The following is a 16393-nucleotide window of genomic DNA, read 5'->3' as shown; positions in this document are numbered from 1 at the left end:
ACGCCGCAGACACTTTCAGGCCTGAACCGTCGCTTCATCTTGTCCCGTCTCAGGCTTTCAATGCCCCTTCATCGACCGCAAGCTTCAGGGCTTTGGCGGCTTCCCGGGCGGCAATCGCCGCGACTTCCGCGGTTTTGAACCAGCGATCTTTTTCGACCTGGTGATACGACACCGTGGTCAACGGCGGTTTGGCGCGCATGATAATGACTGCCTGGAATTCGCCCTCGACCTCTCTGGCTTCGCCCCGGATAAAAAATTCACCGATATCAAATTCCGTCACGTAGCCGTCTTCCCTTTGAAATATTATGTTGTAGTGAGCGCCGTCCGCCCTGGGGACGGGTTTCATGGGGCGGGCAGTATGGCAGTAGTTGCCTGCCGGCGGCTGAGTTAAGTCGCCGGTGTGACGAAACGTCTATAGAAGCGAATGCTCAGGGTGCGTCATTGCGCGACTCGAGCGAGCGGGCAAGGGCGCAGGCTTCGTTATGGTCGGCGCGGAAACCTCTGACACGTCCGGTGGATATTTCCCTGATATGGAAAAAGGCGTTGCCGGCCAATACCACCTGAAAACGCGGGAGAAGATGCGCCTCAGAGAGGAGGTCCTGCTGGCGGATTACCATCGATTGCAGAAGTGACGAGCCGTTTGTGTGGTGTGTGTGAGGCTGGGCGAAGTGAGTCAGTGTGCACATATGAAGTCCTTTTCGTGGTTTTACCGACGTGTTTACGTTGTTTTGGGTAGTCTCGGTGAGCATGGCTGCTCTAGAATCGCCGTCACTGGTTGGCGATTGCTGCCCATCTAAAGCAATTTTTTTCTGGCGATATGTCGGAAAAGTGCTTTTTTTAAAGAGATTTTTCCCTAAAGTTGGTAGTCCGGTTTTCTCTGGCCGTTAGAAGGGCGTTTTCCTTCAACATCTGACGACCGCCAGGCAAGACGACGCGGGGGATGTTCCAGTAATCTTCCCAAACCTCGCGATGGATGAGCCCTCTGCTCATTCCAGGATTTCGACCCGGGTCATTTGGCTACACCTCGGCATTGCCGCTTATTTCTGCTGTGCGCGTTTCCTGCGTACGGCATCATTTTCAGATGTGGGGATGTTTCCTTGGCAGTAAGTAATCTCGATATGCATGCTTTGTTCGTACTGGGTGATTTGCGCGCAAAGCTGGTTAAACAGTTTCAGTCACGTTTCGTCTACATCACCGAACAGAACGCTGAAGGCATTTACATTGCCGAGATCGACACCGAATCGGCGCTGGTGGTAGACGACAAGCCCGGGCTGAAACTCAAGGTCGGCGATCATTTCAGCGCTTCCGTATTGCCCAGCCGCGAAGGCGGAAAACTGGACATCAAGTTCCGCGAAATCAAATTGACGGTGTACGGGCTGGGGGATTACGCGTTCGTGACGACCGCAGACGGCCACGGCATCGTGTTCAAGGAAGGTCATAGCGTGGTGATGGTGTTTGCGGCCCACCAACAGCTGCAGGAAGGCCTGACCAAAACCCTGAAAGCCGTGACTGCCAAGGCCGCCAAGTGGCGCAAGGGCGAACTGGTGACCTTCAAGGCCAGCGAGTAATGACCCAGACCCGCGCCGATTTCCACGAACAGAATCAGGCCAGTGCACACGCCGAGGCCCAGCGCCTGTTGGCTGAAAGGGCCGTTCTGCAGGGGGCTTGGCTGAGTTGGGTGGCGTCACAGATTTATATGTTGCGTCCGGCGGCGTACGCCAGCATGGTCAGAAGAGAGCTTGCGCGCCTGCAGGAACCTTCCGAAAAGTAATCCTCGCCCCTCGAAAGCAGAAACCTCTACTACAGTCAGTTGACTGAGTATTCAGAGGCTTGCGGTCTTCTTTGTCAGGCCATCCTGCTATTGCTGTGAACAGCACGAGGTGCAAGAGCATGAAGGGGTTTCGACGGTTACTGGCCACTACCCTGGCCACATTCGGCTTGTTGGTTTCACCTGTTCCATTATTCGCCGCCCAGGCGCCGATCCACTTCGCCGACCTGAACTGGGAAAGCGGCAGTCTGATCACCGAGACTCTGCGAATCATCGTCGAGAAGGGCTACGGCTTGCCGACCGACACCTTGCCGGGGACGACCATCACCCTGGAAACCGCCTTGGCCAACAATGATATTCAGGTCATTGGCGAAGAATGGGCGGGCCGCAGTCCGGTCTGGGTCAAGGCTGAAGCTGAGGGTAAAGTCGTGAGCCTGGGCGATACGGTCAAGGGTGCCACCGAGGGTTGGTGGGTGCCGGAGTACGTGGTTAAAGGCGACCCGGCCAAGGGCATCAAGCCGCTGGCGCCGGGCCTTCGCAGCGTCACCGATCTGCCGCGCTACAAGGACGTGTTCAAAGACCCGGAAACCCCGAGCAAGGGGCGCTTCTTGAACAGCCCGATCGGCTGGACGTCGGAAGTGGTCAACAAACAGAAGCTCAAGGCCTATGGGCTGGACGACAGCTACGTGAACTTCCGCAGTGGTTCCGGCGCGGCGCTGGACGCAGAGATCAGTTCGTCGATTCGTCGTGGCAAACCGGTCCTGTTCTATTACTGGTCACCGACGCCATTGCTCGGCCGTTTCAAACTGATTCAGCTACAAGAGCCGCCATTCGACGCCGAAGCCTGGAAAACCCTGACCGAGGCCGACAATCCTAATCCGAAACCGACTCGCTCACTGCCCTCGAAGCTGTCCATCGGTGTGTCCGCGTCGTTCCAGAAACAGTACCCGCAGATTGTCGAGTTCTTCACCAAGGTCGACTTGCCGATCGACGCATTGAACAAGGCCCTGGCGCAGATGAGCGAAAAACACACCCCGCCACGTCAAGCGGCAGAGGCGTTCATGAAGGCGAACCCGCAGGTGTGGCAGGCCTGGGTGCCCAAGGATGTGGCGGACAAGGTCTCTGCCGAGCTGAAATAAACCGATTGGCAGGCCCGGGTGCACATAAATCCCGGTGCGCTTTTAAATTCGGGCAAGGAGGTTCATCCTGCTGCGACATTTCACACGGGACGTCTGAATATGAGCCTTTTGGTCGCGCAATGGATTGCTGCAATCTTTCTGGTCATCAGCCTGATCCACCTGTACTGGGCGGCGGGTGGCAAATTGGGCAGCGAGGCGGCGGTGCCTCGAATACCCGGGGAGGGCGGTGAGGTTTCAAGACCGGCGTTCAAGCCTTCGGGCTTTGGCACGTTGCTTGTGGCGGTGGGTTTGCTGCTGATCGCGATGCTGGTGTGCCTGCGGGTCGGGCTGTATCTGCCCACAGTCCATCACTGGTCGTTGCAATGGGTGATCAGCGCGATTGCCATGCTGATGTTCGCCCGGGCGATCGGTGATTCGAATTTGGTGGGGTTCTTCAAGCAGGTCAAGGATTCCAGGTTCGCCCAGCTGGATACCTGGGCCTATTCACCGTTGTGCGTGGTGTTGGGGGCCGGGTTGTTGGCAGTGGCCTGGATCTGAGGTCGACCGGATTAACGCCATCGCGAGCAGGCTCGCTCCCACAGGGGTTTTGTGAACACTGAAGATCCAATGTGGGAATGAGCCTGCTCGCGAAGAGGTCAGCCCAATCAGCAATACTTCTGAACTTAACTGCCGGTTTCCGTGCGCCGGCTACTCACCTCCGCCGGCACATCATCCCCCGCCATGCGCTTGCGAAACAGCGCCGCCCGGGCCAGCAGCAGCGTGGTCACCGGCACGGTGATCGACAACAGAATCGGAATCAGCCATGCATGCAGCACCGGCCCCGACTTGAGCGCCGAAAAGTAAATGATCGAAGCCAGTGCCACGCACCACGCGCCCAATGTCGAGGCCAGTGCCGGCGGGTGCATGCGCTGGAAGTAATCCTTCATCCGCAGCAGCCCGACCGCGCCGATCAGCGCAAACAGACTGCTGAGCACCAGCAGAATCGCCACCGGAATTTCCACCCACAAAGACAGTTCAGCGCTCATTCGATCACCTCGCCGCGCAACAGGAATTTGGCCAGGGCAAACGAGCCGACGAAGCCGAACAGCGCGATCAGCAGCGCCGCCTCGAAGTAGGTGTCACTGGCATAACGAATGCCCAGCGCGAGCATCATCAGCATGGCGATGATGTACAGGTAATCTAGGGCAAGGACGCGGTCCTGGGCCGACGGGCCCTTGAACAGGCGGATCAGGGTCAGAATCATCGCCAGCGAAAAGATGAACAGGCTCAGCAGGATTGCGTTCGACAGCAATTCGCTCATTCGAAGATCTCCATCAAGGGGCGCTCGTAAGTCGTCTTGAAGTGCTGGATGAATGGGCCTTCGTCATCCAGATCGAAAACGTGCAGCAACAGAATGCTGCGATCCAGCGCCAGTTCCGACCAGACCGTGCCGGGGATCACCGTGCAGATGATCGACAGCGCCGCCAGACCATTGGCATCGCGCAACTCCAGCGGCACCTTGATGAACCGCGAGCGAGGCGCCCGCCGCCCGGCATTGAGCACGCCCCAGGCCACGGCGAAGTTGGACACCAGCACATCGCGCCCGACCAGCAAGAACAAACGCAAAATCACCCCAGGACGACGAATGCGGATCGGCAAGGGTCGCAGCTTACGCATCATCAGCGGAGCGCAGAAGCCCAATACCGCGCCCAACAGCACATTGCCGGGGCTCATCGACAGGTTCAGCACCAGCCATAGCAGCCACAGGGACAACGACAACCACGGCGCAGGAAACAGACGCTTCATGGTTGCACCTCCACCAGTACTGCCCTGGCTTCAGGGCTCGACACCGCCCGGGTGCCGAGTACCGCCATCACGTATTGCTGAGGGTTATTCAATGCTTGAGCGGCGGCCTGGGTGTAGCGCAGCAGCGGTTCAGCCTTGAACGTCAGCGCGATGCTCAGCCCCAGCAGAACCATGATCGGCACGCATTCCAGACGACGCAAAAAAGGCGATGGCCGCTCTTGCGGGGTCCAGAAACGCTGGATGCCCACACGCGAGAAAGCGATCAGCGAGGCCAATCCGGACAGGATCAACAACACCAGCAAGCCCCACGCACCGTTCGACACCGGTTCGTCGCTGTCATGACCCAGGCCCAGCGGGTTGAGCAGGGCGCTGAGCAGGCTGAGTTTGCCGATAAACCCGGAGAGCGGCGGCATGCCGATGATCAGCAAGGCGCAGGCGATGAAGCTCAGGCCGAGGAAGGCCATGGTCCAGGGAATCACCTGACCGACCACGGCTTTCTGGTCGTCATCGAGATTGAAGCCTTTGGGTGGCTGCAAGGATTCCAGAGGCCGTGGCAGCAGCTCGCCGTCATCAAACAGTGGCATTTCGTTGGCTGAACGCGAGCGCTCGATCAACTCGGCCAGCAGGAACAGCGCGCTCAAGGCCAGGGTCGAGCTGATCAGATAGAACAGCGCCGCGCCGATCAGGTTCGGCTGGGCGAAACCGATGGCCGATAACAAAATGCCTGCCGACACCAGAATGCTCAGGCTGGCCAGGCGTTCCAGGCGTTGCGCGGCAAGGATCGCCACGGCGGCACAGACGATGGTCGCCATGCCGCCGTAGATCAGCCAATCGCCACCGAAGTACGCGGAAGCCCCGGCCTGGCCGGAGAACAGCAGCGTCCACAGGCGCAGCAAGGTGTAGACGCCGACCTTGGTCATGATCGCGAACATCGCCGCCACCGGCGCGCTGGCTGCGGAGTAGGCGGGCACCAGCCAGAAGTTCAGCGGCCACATCCCGGCCTTGGCCAGGAACGCCACCGCCAGAATCGCCGCGCCGGCATGCAGCAGGCCGCGATCGGCTTCCGGCACCAGCGGGATTTTCAGCGCCAGGTCGGCCATGTTCAGCGTGCCGGTAACGCCATAGATCAGCGCCGCGCCAATCAGAAACAGCGACGAGGCCAGCAGGTTGATCGAAATGTAATGCAGCCCCGACGACACTCGCGCCCGGCCCGAACCATGCAGCATCAGCCCGTAAGAGGCGGCCAGCAGCACTTCGAAAAACACGAACAGGTTGAACAGGTCCGCCGTGAGGAAGGCGCCGTACAGGCCCATCAACTGAATCTGGAACAGTGCGTGGAAACTCGAACCGGCGCCATCCCAGCGGGCCATGGCGAACAGCAGGGCGCTGACGCCGATGATCCCGGTCAGCACCAGCATCAACGCCGACAGACGATCGACCACCAGCACGATGCCGAACGGCGCCTGCCAGTTGCCCGGCAGGTACACGCCGATGGAGCCAGGCACGCCGGTGGTTTGCGTCCATTGCAGCAACATCACGGCAATGCCCAGCCCCAGCAGGCTGGAAAACAGGTTGATCTTGGCCTTTAGCGGACGATGTTTTTCGCCCAGCATCAGCATCACGGCGGCGGTCAGCAGCGGCAGCAGAATCGGTGCAACGATCAAGTGAGTCATCGCCATCATTCTTTAGGCTCCCGGCCATCCACATGGTCGGTGCCGGTCAGGCCCCGGGAGGCGAGCAGCACCACCAGGAACAACGCGGTCATGGCGAAACTGATGACGATTGCAGTCAGCACCAGCGCCTGCGGCAGCGGGTCGGTGTAGTGCAGCAAATCCTGAGGCACGCCGTCCTTGATGTTCGGCTCCTTGCCGATGAACAGGCTGCCCATGCTGAAGATGAACAGGTTGACGCCATAGGACAGCAGGCACAGGCCCATGACCACCTGGAACGTCCGTGGCCGCAGGATCAGCCATACGCCGGACGCGGCCAGCACGCCGATGGCGATTGCGATGACTTCTTCCATCAGATGGCTCCTTGGGTGACAACAGCTTTGACCACGGGCCTGACTTGCGCGCTGGTTTTATGACCGCGTACCGATTGGTGGGCGAGGGCGGTGAGGATCAACAGCGTCGAGCCGACCACCACGGCGTACACGCCAATGTCGAAGAACAGTGCGCTGGCGATATGAATGTCGCCCAGCAGCGGCAATTCGAAATGCCAGGTGTGGGTGGTGAGGAACGGATAACCGACCGCCACCGCCCCGAGCCCGGTAACGGTGGCGAACAACAGCCCGGTGCCCATCCAGCGCAGCGGCCGCAGGCTCATTTGCGCCTCGACCCACTGGGTGCCGGCGACCATGTATTGCAGGATGAACGCCACCGACATCACCAGCCCGGCGACGAAACCGCCGCCCGGTTGGTTGTGCCCGCGCAGGAACAGATAGAACGAGATCACCAGGGCGATCGGCAACAGCAGGCGTACCAGCACCGCCGGCACCATCATGAAGCCAAGCGCAGTGTCGCTGGCGTGACGCGGGTTGACCAGATCGGTGACCACATCGGGCGCCAGCAGACGCTGTTGGGCCGGCAGTTGCAGGCTTTCTTTCGGAGGGCGGAAGCGTCGCAGCAGGGCAAACACTGCCAGGGCCACCGCCACCAGCACGGTGATTTCGCCGAGTGTGTCGAAGCCACGGAAATCCACCAACATTACGTTGACCACGTTGCTGCCGCCGCCTTCGGGCAGGGCGCGACTGAGGTAGAACGAGGAAATGTCGTTGGGCGTCTGGCGGGTCAGCATTGCGTAGGACAGCAGCGCCATGCCGCCACCGACCGCGCTCGACAGCAGCAAGTCGCGAACCCGCCGCACCCGCGCCTTGCGCAGGCTGCTCGGCAACGGTGACACCTCTTCGATCCGTCGCGGCAACCAGCGCAGGCCGAGCAGGATCAGCACCATGGTCACCACTTCGACCACCAGTTGCGTCAGGGCCAGGTCCGGCGCCGAAAACCAGACGAAGGTCACGCAGGTCATCAAGCCGCAGACGCTGACCATGGTCAGGGCCGCGAGCCGGTGATACTTGGCTTGCCATGCCGCGCCGAGGGCACAGGCAATGGCCAGCAGCCAGGGGATCACAAACACGATCGAGCCCGGAATTTTCGCCCGGTCGCCCCAGCTCAGGCTGCTGTGCAGCATCGGGATCAACCCGGCCAGCACCGCGGCGAGCACCATCAGAAACAGTTGGGTTTGCAGGCGCCGGGTGCTGATCCGCCGTTCCAGACGACGGGCCAGACGCATCATGATCACCAGGCAGCGCTCGAACAGCCGCTTGCCATTGAAACGGCTGATCACCGGCGGGTGCGTGAAACGCCCTTGCTTGAGTTGATTACGCAGCAACAGGTAAAGCACGATGCCGCCGGACATGGCGATCAGGCTCATGAACATCGGTGCGTTCCAGCCGTGCCAGATCGCCAGGCTGTACTCGGGCAATGTGCCGCCCACCACCGGCAATGCGGCGGCGGCGAGCAGCGAGCCGACCACCTGTGCGGGGAAAATCCCCACCACCAGACAGGTGAACACCAGCAACTCCACCGGTGCGCGCATCCAGCGTGGCGGCTCGTGCGGGGTGTGCGGCAGGTCGGTGGCAGTCGGGCCGAAGAACACGTCGACGGTGAAGCGCAGCGAATAGGCCACGCTGAACGTCCCGGCGATGGTCGCGACGATCGGCAGGGTCATCTCGATCCAGGCCGTGGCGTTGATGAACACGGTTTCGGCGAAGAACATCTCTTTCGACAGGAAACCGTTCAGCAGTGGCACCCCGGCCATGGAGGCGCTGGCGACCATGGCCAGGGTGGCGGTGAACGGGATCAGTTTGACCAGGCCGCTGAGTTTGCGAATGTCCCGGGTGCCGCTTTCGTGGTCGATGATCCCGGCGGCCATGAACAGCGAGGCCTTGAACGTGGCGTGGTTGAGAATGTGGAACACCGCGGCCACCGCGGCCAGCGGGCTGTTCAAACCCAGCAGCAGAGTGATCAGGCCCAAATGGCTGATGGTCGAGTAGGCCAGCAGGCCCTTGAGATCGTTCTGGAACATTGCGCAGTAAGCGCCGAGCAACAGGGTGCAGGCGCCGGCCCCGCTGACGATGTAGAACCATTCTTCACTGCCGGACAGCGACGGCCACAGGCGCGCGAGCAGGAACACCCCGGCCTTGACCATGGTCGCCGAGTGCAGATACGCCGAAACCGGAGTTGGCGCCGCCATTGCGTGGGGCAGCCAGAAGTGGAAGGGGAATTGCGCGCTTTTGCTCAAGGCGCCGATCAGGATCAGGGGCAGCAGAATAGGGTAGAGGGGATGCGCGCGAATCAGATCGCCGGCGGCCAGGACCTTGTCCAGGTCATAGCTGCCGACCACATGGCCGAGCAGCATGACCCCCGCCAGCAAACACAAACCGCCCGCGCCGGTGACCATCAGCGCCATATAAGCACCCCGTCGCGCATCGGCGCGGTGGTGCCAGTAGCCGATCAACAGGAATGAAAAGAGGCTGGTCAGCTCCCAGAAAAACACGATCTGGATCAGGTTGCCGGAGATCACCAACCCCAGCATGGCGCCCATGAACGCCAGAAAAAACGCGAAGAAGCGCGGCACCGGATCGTCCGGCGACATGTAATAGCGCGCGTACAGCGAAACCAGCGTGCCGATGCCCAGCACCAGCATTGAGAACAGCCAGGCGAAACCGTCCATGCGCAGCACGAAGTTCAGGCCCAGGCTGGGTAGCCAGAAGAACTCTTCACGAATGACGCCGCCATGGGCGATTTGCGGATACAGGAGGGCGACCTGGACAGTGCCGATCAAGGCAACCAGGCCAGCCAACAGCGATTCGGTATTACGTGCGTTGTGCGGCAGCAAGGCTGCCAGACAGCTGCCGATAAAAGGCAGAAGCAGTAGAACTATCAGGGACATAGGCTTCTAATCTGCGGAAGTTTATGAAGCATCATACGTGCCAGCTCCCCGATCACCAAACGCCAAGCTGTCGCAGAATCCTACAAGGTAGACGGAAAAAGCCTGATTCACATTGTTTCAGGGCGCGCGATTTCGCCTGTGCCAACGCCATCGCGGGCGAGCCCGTTCCCACAGAGATTTAAGCCGTACGCAAATCGCGTGTACACCTCCAGACCCTGTGGGAGCGGGCTTGCCCGCGATGGCTTTCTATCAAACAACGCAGATACTGCGGCTTAACCCTGGGTTTCCTGCTCCAACTCTTCTTCAGTCGCAGCCACCTTACCCTTGGTCTTCAACTCACTGACAATCACCGCCGCCACAATCAACCCCGCGCCAACCAGCGCAATCGCCGGCAAGCGTTCCCCGGCAATCCGCCCGGCAATCCCGGCCCACACCGGTTCCCCTGCATAGATCAGCGTCGCCCGCGTCGGCGAAACACTCTTCTGCGCCCAGTTCATCGCCACCTGAATCGCCGCACTCGCCGCGCCCAGGCCAAAAGCGCTGCACAACAGCAACCAAGAGAAATCCGGAATCACTTCCTGGGTCGGCACCACCATCAGGAACGACAGCACCGAGGTCACCGCCAGTTGCACCACCGTCACCCGGCGCACATCGACTTGGCCGGCATAGGTGCTGATCAATATGATTTCGGCCGCAATCGCCACGGCGCTGATCAATGTGGCGATTTCACCGGGGCTGAAATTGAGCGAAGCGCCGGAAGGCCCGGACAGCAACATCAACCCGGTAAACGCCAGCATGATCCCGATGCTCGGCATCAACCCCGGACGGCGCCCCAGCACCAGCCATTGCAGCAGCGGTACGAACGGCACATACAGCGCGGTAATAAACGCTGACTGACTGCTGGGGATGCTCTGCAAACCCACGGTCTGCAAGCCGTAACCGAGCATGATCGCCACGCCGATAAACGCCCCGGCCTTGAGTTCGAACAGCGTCAATTCGCGCAGATGTCGCCAGGAGAACAGCGCGACGATGCTCGCCGCCGCAGCAAAACGCAGCCCGACGAAGAACATCGGCCCGCTGACGGTCATCGCCTGCTGCACCAGCAAAAAGGTCCCGCCCCAGACCATGGTAATCAGCACCAGCACGCACTCGGCCTTGCTCAGCCGGGAGAAACGGGGGGAAGCATGAGAAGCGTTCATTGACGTCATGACCTTGCGCGCCATCTGAGGGAGACGCACAATGCGCCCGAAGTTGGGCAGTATACTGCGCAACGCCACCCGGTGAGCAATATAGTGCACAAAGATTCCACCCAACGGGCTTCGGTCCTCCAGCACGTCAGCCTGAACGTGCGACGTCTGCGCCACGCCGCCGACATGAGCCAGAGCGCCCTGGCCGAAAAGTCCGGGGTCAGCCGCCGGATGCTGGTGGCCATCGAGGCTGGCGAGAAGAACGTCAGCCTGACCACCCTCGACCGCGTGGCCGAAGCGCTGGACGTGGCCTTCAGCGACCTGATCCAGGCCCCGGATGCCCGCGACCCGAGCCGCATCAACGAAGTGGCCTGGGCCGGGAAGATTCCTGGCAGCAAAGCCGTTTTATTGTCCAAAGCCACCGCCACCCGCGAGGTGGAACAGTGGGAATGGTGCCTGCAACCGGGGGAAATTTACCCATCGCAACCGGATGCCGAAGGCTATAGCGAACAGCTTTATGTATTCGAAGGTTGCCTGACGCTGATGCTGGGCGATCAGTCGCAGAAAATTGCGGCTGGCGAGTTCTTCATGTTTGCCAGTCATCAGCCGCATTCCTATCGCAATGATGGGGACGTGGCGGTGCGGTTTGTGCGTAATGTGGTGATTTGATAGCGGACTACCGCTCATCGGGAATGATGAGCTACCTGTTATTTCTGACAGTAGACGAAGCTCTTGATAGACCCTTAAATGGAAAACGTCATCGCGAGCAGTTTCCAAGCGATGTGTTGTCATTACTCAATCGAGATTAATTGGAACGTCTACTTAAAAGGGATCAGAAAATGTACGAGCCACTTAAAATAAAACAATCTGTAGGTGAAGATATCAAGCTGGAGGATATTCCACTTGAAGGGGGCACAGCGCTTATTCCAGAATACGAAGATTATAATGAGCGCGACACGCTTGATGTGTATATTGAAAACGAGAAGGTCGTAACACGACATAATTTGCGAAATCCAATCGACGGTTATTTTGCAGTATTGATTCCCAAAGACGCGTTTCTTCGGAATTTGGGGGCGGAAAGAAAATTTAAGTATGTGATTTTCTTACGCGGCATCAATCCAGTTACTTCCGAGACTGCTCTTTTTAATTTACATCTTTAATCTCCTTTCTCGCCTATTGTGCCAGGCGTGCGGTGACGCTGAACGTGGTGAGCCTCCGTTCAAAGCGGCGGGTCCTAGCCCTCGAACGCGTGGCCGCCGCTCAGGACACGGCGTTCAGCGATTTGAATCGGAGGATTGAAGCGAACAGATCTATGTGTTCGCAGGCTGCCTGATCTTGATGCCACGAGGTTGTCCGAAACGTAGTGATCTAACTGTTCGCCGATCAACACTAGAGAGACACTTTGCTGTTTTACAGTTTCAATTTTTTCTCGGAAAATCTCTCAAATTGTTGAAATAAAACACAATTAATTTCAGGCATGACTCCTGCAGAAGCTCTGGGGTATTCACCAGAATTCTGGAGTCGGCCCATGACAGCCTCTGCCCAACCCCCTCGCACCGCCCACATCATCCACTCGGACGCCGAAGCCATCGCCGTCGCTCACAAGCTCGCCGCGCGCTTCGCCATCGAGGCCAGCCTCCGCGACCGCGAGCGACGCCTGCCAATCGCCGAACTCGACGAATTCTCCGCCAGCGGCCTCTGGGGTATCACCGTACCCCAGGCATACGGCGGCGCTGGCGTTTCCTACGTGACCGTTGCCGAAGTGATCAAGATCATTTCCGCCGCCGACTCATCCCTCGGCCAGATCCCGCAAAACCACCTTGGTGTGCTCGACATCCTGCTGCAAACCGCCACCGAAGAGCAGAAGCGTTACTACTTCGGCAAAGTCTTGCAGGGCTACCGTTTCGGCAACGCCTTCTCCGAATCCAAAAGCAAAAACGCCGGTGCTTTCGAAACCCGCATTCGTTTCGACAAAGACACCGCGCAAATCGACGGCGAGAAGTTCTACTGCACCGGCGCGTTGTTCGCGCACATCGTGCCGGCGGTGGCGGTCAATGAAGAGAACAAGGCCTTCATAGCCTTCATCGAGCGCGACACTCCCGGCTTGACCGTTATCGACAGCTGGGACGGTTTCGGCCAACGCACCACGGCCAGCGGCGGTGTCACCCTGAACGCGGTGAAGGTCCCGCTCAGTGCTGTGATCCCGGCTCACAAAGCCTTCGACGAACCCACCGCCGACGGCCCGATCTCGCAGATCATTCAGGCGGCCGTGGACACCGGCATCGCCGTCGGCGCCCTGGAAGAAACCAAACGCTACGCCCGCGAAGCCCGGCCTTGGATCGACAGTGGGCAGGATCACGGCTGGCAGGACCCGTTCAGCATCGCTGCGATTGGCGACCTCGAATGGCGAGTCCACGGCACCGAAGCCATTTTGCAAAAGGCTGGCCGCGCAATCGACCATGCGCTACTCACCCCCAATGAAGACACGGTGGCCCGTGCTTCGGTGGTGGTCGCCCAGGCCAAAGTGCTGTCCGCCGAGATCGCCTTGCTTGCCAGCAGCAAACTCTTCGAGCTGGCCGGTACTCGCTCGGTGCTCGGCAAATACAACCTCGACCGTCACTGGCGCAACGCCCGGACGCACACCCTGCACGATCCCGCACGTTGGAAATACCACCTGATCGGCAACTACCTGCTCAACGGCGTGAAGCCTGCGCGCCACGCCTGGAACTGAGGAGCCAACCATGAACGCCTTGACCCAACCGATTGTTGCCGGGCAGCCCCTGGCCAAAAGTCAGCACGATCTGCACAACGCTCGGAGCCTGTTTGATGCGTCCCTGCGTTTTGTTCGTCAGCAACAACCTGCGGACGATCCTTACGTGATCAGCCGTTTCGGCGACTTGCACATCCGTATCGAAGTCGCCGCCGCGCTGCTCGAACGTGCCGAAGACTTCCTGAATAGCCTTGAAGATGACACGGAAATCAGCATTGCCATCGCCGAGTCTCATCTGGCTAGCGCAGATGCGCTCAACGCCGTCAGCAACGCCGAATTCGAACTCACCGGCCAACGCACTGCATTGCACGGCTCACTGCACGACCCGCTGCGCTGGAAACTCCACCTCATCGGCAACTTCCGCCTCAACGGCATCCATCCCCCAAGCGTTGGGAGTGCCGTTTGATGGCCCGCGAAATTCGTCTCAACGCCTTTGACATGAACTGCGTCGGCCACCAGTCGCCCGGCCTGTGGGCGCATCCGCGAGATCGCTCATGGCAGTACAAGGATCTGGAGTACTGGACCGATCTGGCGAAAATCCTTGAGCGCGGCAAGTTCGACGGCTTGTTCATTGCCGATGTGCTCGGCATCTACGACGTCTACAACGGCAACGGTGACGCGGCGATCCGTCAGGCGGCGCAGGTGCCGGTCAACGATCCGCTGCAACTGATTCCGCCGATGGCGCTGGTCACCGAACACCTGGGTTTCGGCCTGACCGCGTCGCTTTCGTTCGAGCATCCGTATCCGTTCGCCCGGCGCCTGTCGACCCTCGATCACCTGACCAAGGGCCGCGCTGGCTGGAACATCGTTACCTCGTACCTGGAAAGCGGTGCGAAGAACCTCGGGCAAGAAAACCAGACCGAACACGATGCCCGTTACGACCTCGCCGAAGAGTACCTGGAGGTTTGCTACAAGCTGTGGGAGGGCAGCTGGGAAGAGGGCGCGATCCTGCGCGATCGCGAGCGGCGGGTCTTCAGCGACCCGAGCAAGATCCACGAGATCCGCCACGTCGGCAAACACTTTCAGGTGCCAGGGATTCACCTCTGTGAGCCTTCGCCGCAGCGCACGCCGGTGCTCTATCAGGCCGGCGCCTCCAGTCGCGGCAAACAGTTCGCCGCTGAACACGCCGAATGCGTGTTCGTTGCCGCGCCGTCGAAAGTGCTGCTGAAGAAAACCGTTGCCGACATCCGTCGCCGGGCGGCCGAGGCGGGGCGCGATCCATCGAAGATCCTGATCTTCAATCTGCAAACGGTGATCCTCGGCGAGACCGACGCCAACGCCAAAGCCAAACGCGAAGAATATAAAACCTGGGTCAGTTATGAGGGCGCCATGGCACTGATCTCGGGCTGGACCGGGATCGATTTCAGCCAGTTCAAACCGGATGAGCCGCTCAAGCACGTGCATACCAATGCCATTCAGTCGGCGGTGGAGGCGTTTTCCACGGCGGACCCGAACAAGGTCTGGACGCCGAACGAACTGGCCGACTGGGTCGGGATCGGTGGTTTCGGGCCGCTGTTTGTCGGCAGCCCCGAGACCGTCGCCGACCTGCTGCAGGAATGGGTTGAGGAAACAGATGTGGACGGCTTCAACCTGGCGTATGCGCTGACCCACGAAACCTTCATCGACGCCGTGGAATTGCTGGTGCCGGAGTTGCAGAAGCGCGGGGTGTACAAGACCGAATACGCGCCGGGGACGTTGCGCGAGAAGTTGTTTGGGGAAGGGGCGCGATTGCCGGATATCCATCCGGGGGCGGGCTATCGATACCTGGCGGGGTTGCGTCAGCAGGAGAGGAAAGTGGCGTCTGCGTAGGCGCTTTCGCGGGCAAGCCTCGCTCCCACAGGTTTCGTATCGCCGGCGATATTTGTGGACGACACAAAACCCTGTGGGAGCCTCTGTGGCGAGGGGGGCTTGCCCCCGTTCGATTGCGAAGCAATCGTAAACCGGTCACTGCACTTTCTAATGCAAGACCGCGAAGCTTGATTTTAGGGGCGCTTCGCACCCCAACGGGGGCAAGCCCCCTCGCCACATAAGCCCGCTCCCACAGGGGGACGGTGGCGTTTTACAGATTCCAGCCCGGCGGACCACCGCACGCTTTTGCCCATGGAAAAGAGGTAAGCCAATGAGCGTGCATGAACTCAAGCGTCCGCCCATCGCGGACACCACCGAGTGGCAGGTCAAGGTGCCCCGGGCCCTGGAGCAGCTGCAGCATTGGGCGCAGGTCAGCCCATTGCAACCGGCGCTGCGCCACAAACGCCATGGCCAGTGGTTCGTCTGGCGCTGGATCGATGCCTTGCGCGATGTCGAACGGCTGGCCGATGGCTTGCGTCAGCAAGGTTTCACCGAAGATTCGTGTCTGGCCCTGAGCGACGCGTTCGAACCGAATCTGCTACTTCTCGCGCTGGCTGCCCGGCACATCGGCGCCGAACTGCTGACACTGCCGGACAATCTCGACCTGGCGGCTAATGGGTGTCCCCGTATTTTCGTCCCCGTATTTTCTTCGAAGGTTGCCTGATGCTGATGCTGGGCGATCAGTCGCAGAAAATTGCGGCTGGCGAGTTCTTCATGTTTGCCAGTCATCAGCCGCATTCCTATCGTAATGATGGAGAAGTGGCGGCGCGGTTTGTGCGAAATGTGGTGATTTGACTGCCGATTACCGCACGTCGAAAAAGTTGGGCTACCTGTTATTTCTGACAGTAGACGCGTGTTAGTTCGAGCATTAGTGTGGCTCTTGCAATAAGACCTACTGAAAAAAATGAAGGCATCGGCTAGTTCATTTCTCGCGTCTTCACTC

At 59.8% G+C, this 16393-nt stretch carries 18 protein-coding genes and 2 pseudogenes; 11 read left to right on the top strand and 9 right to left on the bottom strand.

The window, feature by feature from the left end:
- Positions 1 to 49: 49 nt before the first annotated feature.
- Entirely contained in the window at positions 50 to 280 is a 231-nt protein-coding gene (locus J3D54_RS27250; protein ID WP_253426807.1) for a hypothetical protein, read from the bottom strand.
- Positions 281 to 428: 148 nt separating this feature from the next.
- The gene (locus J3D54_RS27245; protein WP_253426805.1) at positions 429 to 686 is read right to left on the bottom strand and encodes a hypothetical protein; all 258 of its coding nucleotides are present in this window, start codon (positions 684 to 686) and stop codon (positions 429 to 431) included.
- A 411-nt stretch (positions 687 to 1097) separates the two neighbouring features.
- On the opposite strand from J3D54_RS27245, the gene J3D54_RS27240 reads away from it, so the two are divergent.
- The 4 genes from J3D54_RS27240 (at position 1098) to J3D54_RS27225 (ending at position 3444) form a co-directional block, all read left to right on the top strand.
- Positions 1098 to 1568 (top strand): hypothetical protein, encoded by a 471-nt coding sequence (locus tag J3D54_RS27240; RefSeq protein ID WP_008035847.1) that lies wholly within the window; start codon positions 1098 to 1100, stop codon positions 1566 to 1568.
- On the top strand, positions 1568 to 1771 hold the full coding sequence (locus J3D54_RS27235; protein ID WP_253425164.1) for a hypothetical protein: 204 nt from the start codon (positions 1568 to 1570) through the stop codon (positions 1769 to 1771). The genes J3D54_RS27240 and J3D54_RS27235 overlap by 1 nt, the downstream gene beginning before the upstream one ends.
- Positions 1772 to 1890: 119 nt before the next feature.
- Positions 1891 to 2907 carry an ABC transporter substrate-binding protein gene (locus J3D54_RS27230; protein ID WP_253425160.1) on the top strand — a complete coding sequence of 339 codons (1017 nt, stop codon included), beginning with the start codon at positions 1891 to 1893 and terminating at the stop codon, positions 2905 to 2907.
- 99 nt (positions 2908 to 3006) lie between these two features.
- Positions 3007 to 3444 (top strand): DUF3995 domain-containing protein, encoded by a 438-nt coding sequence (locus J3D54_RS27225; RefSeq protein ID WP_253425156.1) that lies wholly within the window; start codon positions 3007 to 3009, stop codon positions 3442 to 3444.
- A gap of 125 nt (positions 3445 to 3569) precedes the next feature.
- On the opposite strand, the gene J3D54_RS27220 is transcribed toward J3D54_RS27225, so the two are convergent.
- The 7 genes from J3D54_RS27220 to J3D54_RS27190 form a co-directional block, all read right to left on the bottom strand.
- The gene (locus J3D54_RS27220) at positions 3570 to 3932 is read right to left on the bottom strand and encodes a Na+/H+ antiporter subunit G (protein ID WP_007935990.1); all 363 of its coding nucleotides are present in this window, start codon (positions 3930 to 3932) and stop codon (positions 3570 to 3572) included.
- Complete coding sequence (locus J3D54_RS27215) at positions 3929 to 4207, bottom strand: K+/H+ antiporter subunit F (protein WP_007935991.1); 279 nt, start codon at positions 4205 to 4207, stop codon at positions 3929 to 3931. The genes J3D54_RS27220 and J3D54_RS27215 overlap by 4 nt, the downstream gene beginning before the upstream one ends.
- Positions 4204 to 4692, bottom strand: a complete 489-nt coding sequence (locus J3D54_RS27210) for a Na+/H+ antiporter subunit E (protein ID WP_253425153.1) — start codon at positions 4690 to 4692, stop codon at positions 4204 to 4206. The genes J3D54_RS27215 and J3D54_RS27210 overlap by 4 nt, the downstream gene beginning before the upstream one ends.
- On the bottom strand, positions 4689 to 6374 hold the full coding sequence (locus J3D54_RS27205) for a monovalent cation/H+ antiporter subunit D (protein WP_253425149.1): 1686 nt from the start codon (positions 6372 to 6374) through the stop codon (positions 4689 to 4691). Before J3D54_RS27205 ends, J3D54_RS27210 begins: the two co-directional genes overlap by 4 nt.
- The gene (locus J3D54_RS27200) at positions 6371 to 6715 is read right to left on the bottom strand and encodes a Na+/H+ antiporter subunit C (protein WP_007935994.1); all 345 of its coding nucleotides are present in this window, start codon (positions 6713 to 6715) and stop codon (positions 6371 to 6373) included. The genes J3D54_RS27205 and J3D54_RS27200 overlap by 4 nt, the downstream gene beginning before the upstream one ends.
- Positions 6715 to 9645, bottom strand: coding sequence for a monovalent cation/H+ antiporter subunit A (locus J3D54_RS27195; protein ID WP_253425145.1), 2931 nt, complete (start codon positions 9643 to 9645; stop codon positions 6715 to 6717). The genes J3D54_RS27200 and J3D54_RS27195 overlap by 1 nt, the downstream gene beginning before the upstream one ends.
- A gap of 272 nt (positions 9646 to 9917) precedes the next feature.
- On the bottom strand, positions 9918 to 10943 hold the full coding sequence (locus J3D54_RS27190; RefSeq protein WP_253425142.1) for a DMT family transporter: 1026 nt from the start codon (positions 10941 to 10943) through the stop codon (positions 9918 to 9920).
- Between J3D54_RS27190 and J3D54_RS27185 the strand changes: the two genes are divergently transcribed.
- The 7 genes and pseudogenes from J3D54_RS27185 to J3D54_RS27155 all read left to right on the top strand — a co-directional run.
- Entirely contained in the window at positions 10938 to 11501 is a 564-nt protein-coding gene (locus tag J3D54_RS27185; RefSeq protein ID WP_253425139.1) for an XRE family transcriptional regulator, read from the top strand. The two genes, J3D54_RS27190 and J3D54_RS27185, sit on opposite strands and share 6 nt — an antisense overlap.
- A gap of 170 nt (positions 11502 to 11671) precedes the next feature.
- Positions 11672 to 11992, top strand: coding sequence for a hypothetical protein (locus tag J3D54_RS27180; protein ID WP_253425137.1), 321 nt, complete (start codon positions 11672 to 11674; stop codon positions 11990 to 11992).
- Between the two features lie 368 nt (positions 11993 to 12360).
- Entirely contained in the window at positions 12361 to 13563 is a 1203-nt protein-coding gene (locus J3D54_RS27175) for an SfnB family sulfur acquisition oxidoreductase (RefSeq protein ID WP_253425134.1), read from the top strand.
- Between the two features lie 10 nt (positions 13564 to 13573).
- Entirely contained in the window at positions 13574 to 14008 is a 435-nt protein-coding gene (locus J3D54_RS27170; RefSeq protein WP_253425131.1) for an acyl-CoA dehydrogenase, read from the top strand.
- Entirely contained in the window at positions 14008 to 15411 is a 1404-nt protein-coding gene (locus J3D54_RS27165; protein ID WP_253425128.1) for an LLM class flavin-dependent oxidoreductase, read from the top strand. The genes J3D54_RS27170 and J3D54_RS27165 overlap by 1 nt, the downstream gene beginning before the upstream one ends.
- Positions 15412 to 15721: 310 nt before the next feature.
- Positions 15722 to 16054: pseudogene (locus tag J3D54_RS27160) on the top strand (acyl-CoA synthetase); the annotation flags it as partial.
- A 44-nt stretch (positions 16055 to 16098) separates the two neighbouring features.
- Positions 16099 to 16245: pseudogene (locus tag J3D54_RS27155) on the top strand (cupin domain-containing protein); the annotation flags it as partial.
- Between the last annotated feature and the right edge of the window lie 148 nt (positions 16246 to 16393).

Origin of the sequence: Pseudomonas sp. GGS8 (genome assembly GCF_024168645.1) — a bacterium.
Lineage (GTDB): Bacteria > Pseudomonadota > Gammaproteobacteria > Pseudomonadales > Pseudomonadaceae > Aquipseudomonas.
The sequence above is the reverse complement of the archived record's forward strand: the minus strand, read 5'-3'. Positions and strand labels throughout refer to the sequence as shown.

What these genes read in the sequence shown, in the direction of transcription:
- J3D54_RS27245 (WP_253426805.1), bottom strand. Translation starts at nt 686, where the DNA reads ATGTGCACACTGACTCACTTCGCCCAGCCTCACACACACCACACAAAC.
- J3D54_RS27235 (WP_253425164.1), top strand. Translation starts at nt 1,568, where the DNA reads ATGACCCAGACCCGCGCCGATTTCCACGAACAGAATCAGGCCAGTGCA.
- J3D54_RS27230 (WP_253425160.1), top strand. Translation starts at nt 1,891, where the DNA reads ATGAAGGGGTTTCGACGGTTACTGGCCACTACCCTGGCCACATTCGGC.
- J3D54_RS27225 (WP_253425156.1), top strand. Translation starts at nt 3,007, where the DNA reads ATGAGCCTTTTGGTCGCGCAATGGATTGCTGCAATCTTTCTGGTCATC.
- J3D54_RS27220 (WP_007935990.1), bottom strand. Translation starts at nt 3,932, where the DNA reads ATGAGCGCTGAACTGTCTTTGTGGGTGGAAATTCCGGTGGCGATTCTG.
- J3D54_RS27215 (WP_007935991.1), bottom strand. Translation starts at nt 4,207, where the DNA reads ATGAGCGAATTGCTGTCGAACGCAATCCTGCTGAGCCTGTTCATCTTT.
- J3D54_RS27210 (WP_253425153.1), bottom strand. Translation starts at nt 4,692, where the DNA reads ATGAAGCGTCTGTTTCCTGCGCCGTGGTTGTCGTTGTCCCTGTGGCTG.
- J3D54_RS27205 (WP_253425149.1), bottom strand. Translation starts at nt 6,374, where the DNA reads ATGATGGCGATGACTCACTTGATCGTTGCACCGATTCTGCTGCCGCTG.
- J3D54_RS27200 (WP_007935994.1), bottom strand. Translation starts at nt 6,715, where the DNA reads ATGGAAGAAGTCATCGCAATCGCCATCGGCGTGCTGGCCGCGTCCGGC.
- J3D54_RS27195 (WP_253425145.1), bottom strand. Translation starts at nt 9,645, where the DNA reads ATGTCCCTGATAGTTCTACTGCTTCTGCCTTTTATCGGCAGCTGTCTG.
- J3D54_RS27180 (WP_253425137.1), top strand. Translation starts at nt 11,672, where the DNA reads ATGTACGAGCCACTTAAAATAAAACAATCTGTAGGTGAAGATATCAAG.
- J3D54_RS27175 (WP_253425134.1), top strand. Translation starts at nt 12,361, where the DNA reads ATGACAGCCTCTGCCCAACCCCCTCGCACCGCCCACATCATCCACTCG.
- J3D54_RS27170 (WP_253425131.1), top strand. Translation starts at nt 13,574, where the DNA reads ATGAACGCCTTGACCCAACCGATTGTTGCCGGGCAGCCCCTGGCCAAA.
- J3D54_RS27165 (WP_253425128.1), top strand. Translation starts at nt 14,008, where the DNA reads ATGGCCCGCGAAATTCGTCTCAACGCCTTTGACATGAACTGCGTCGGC.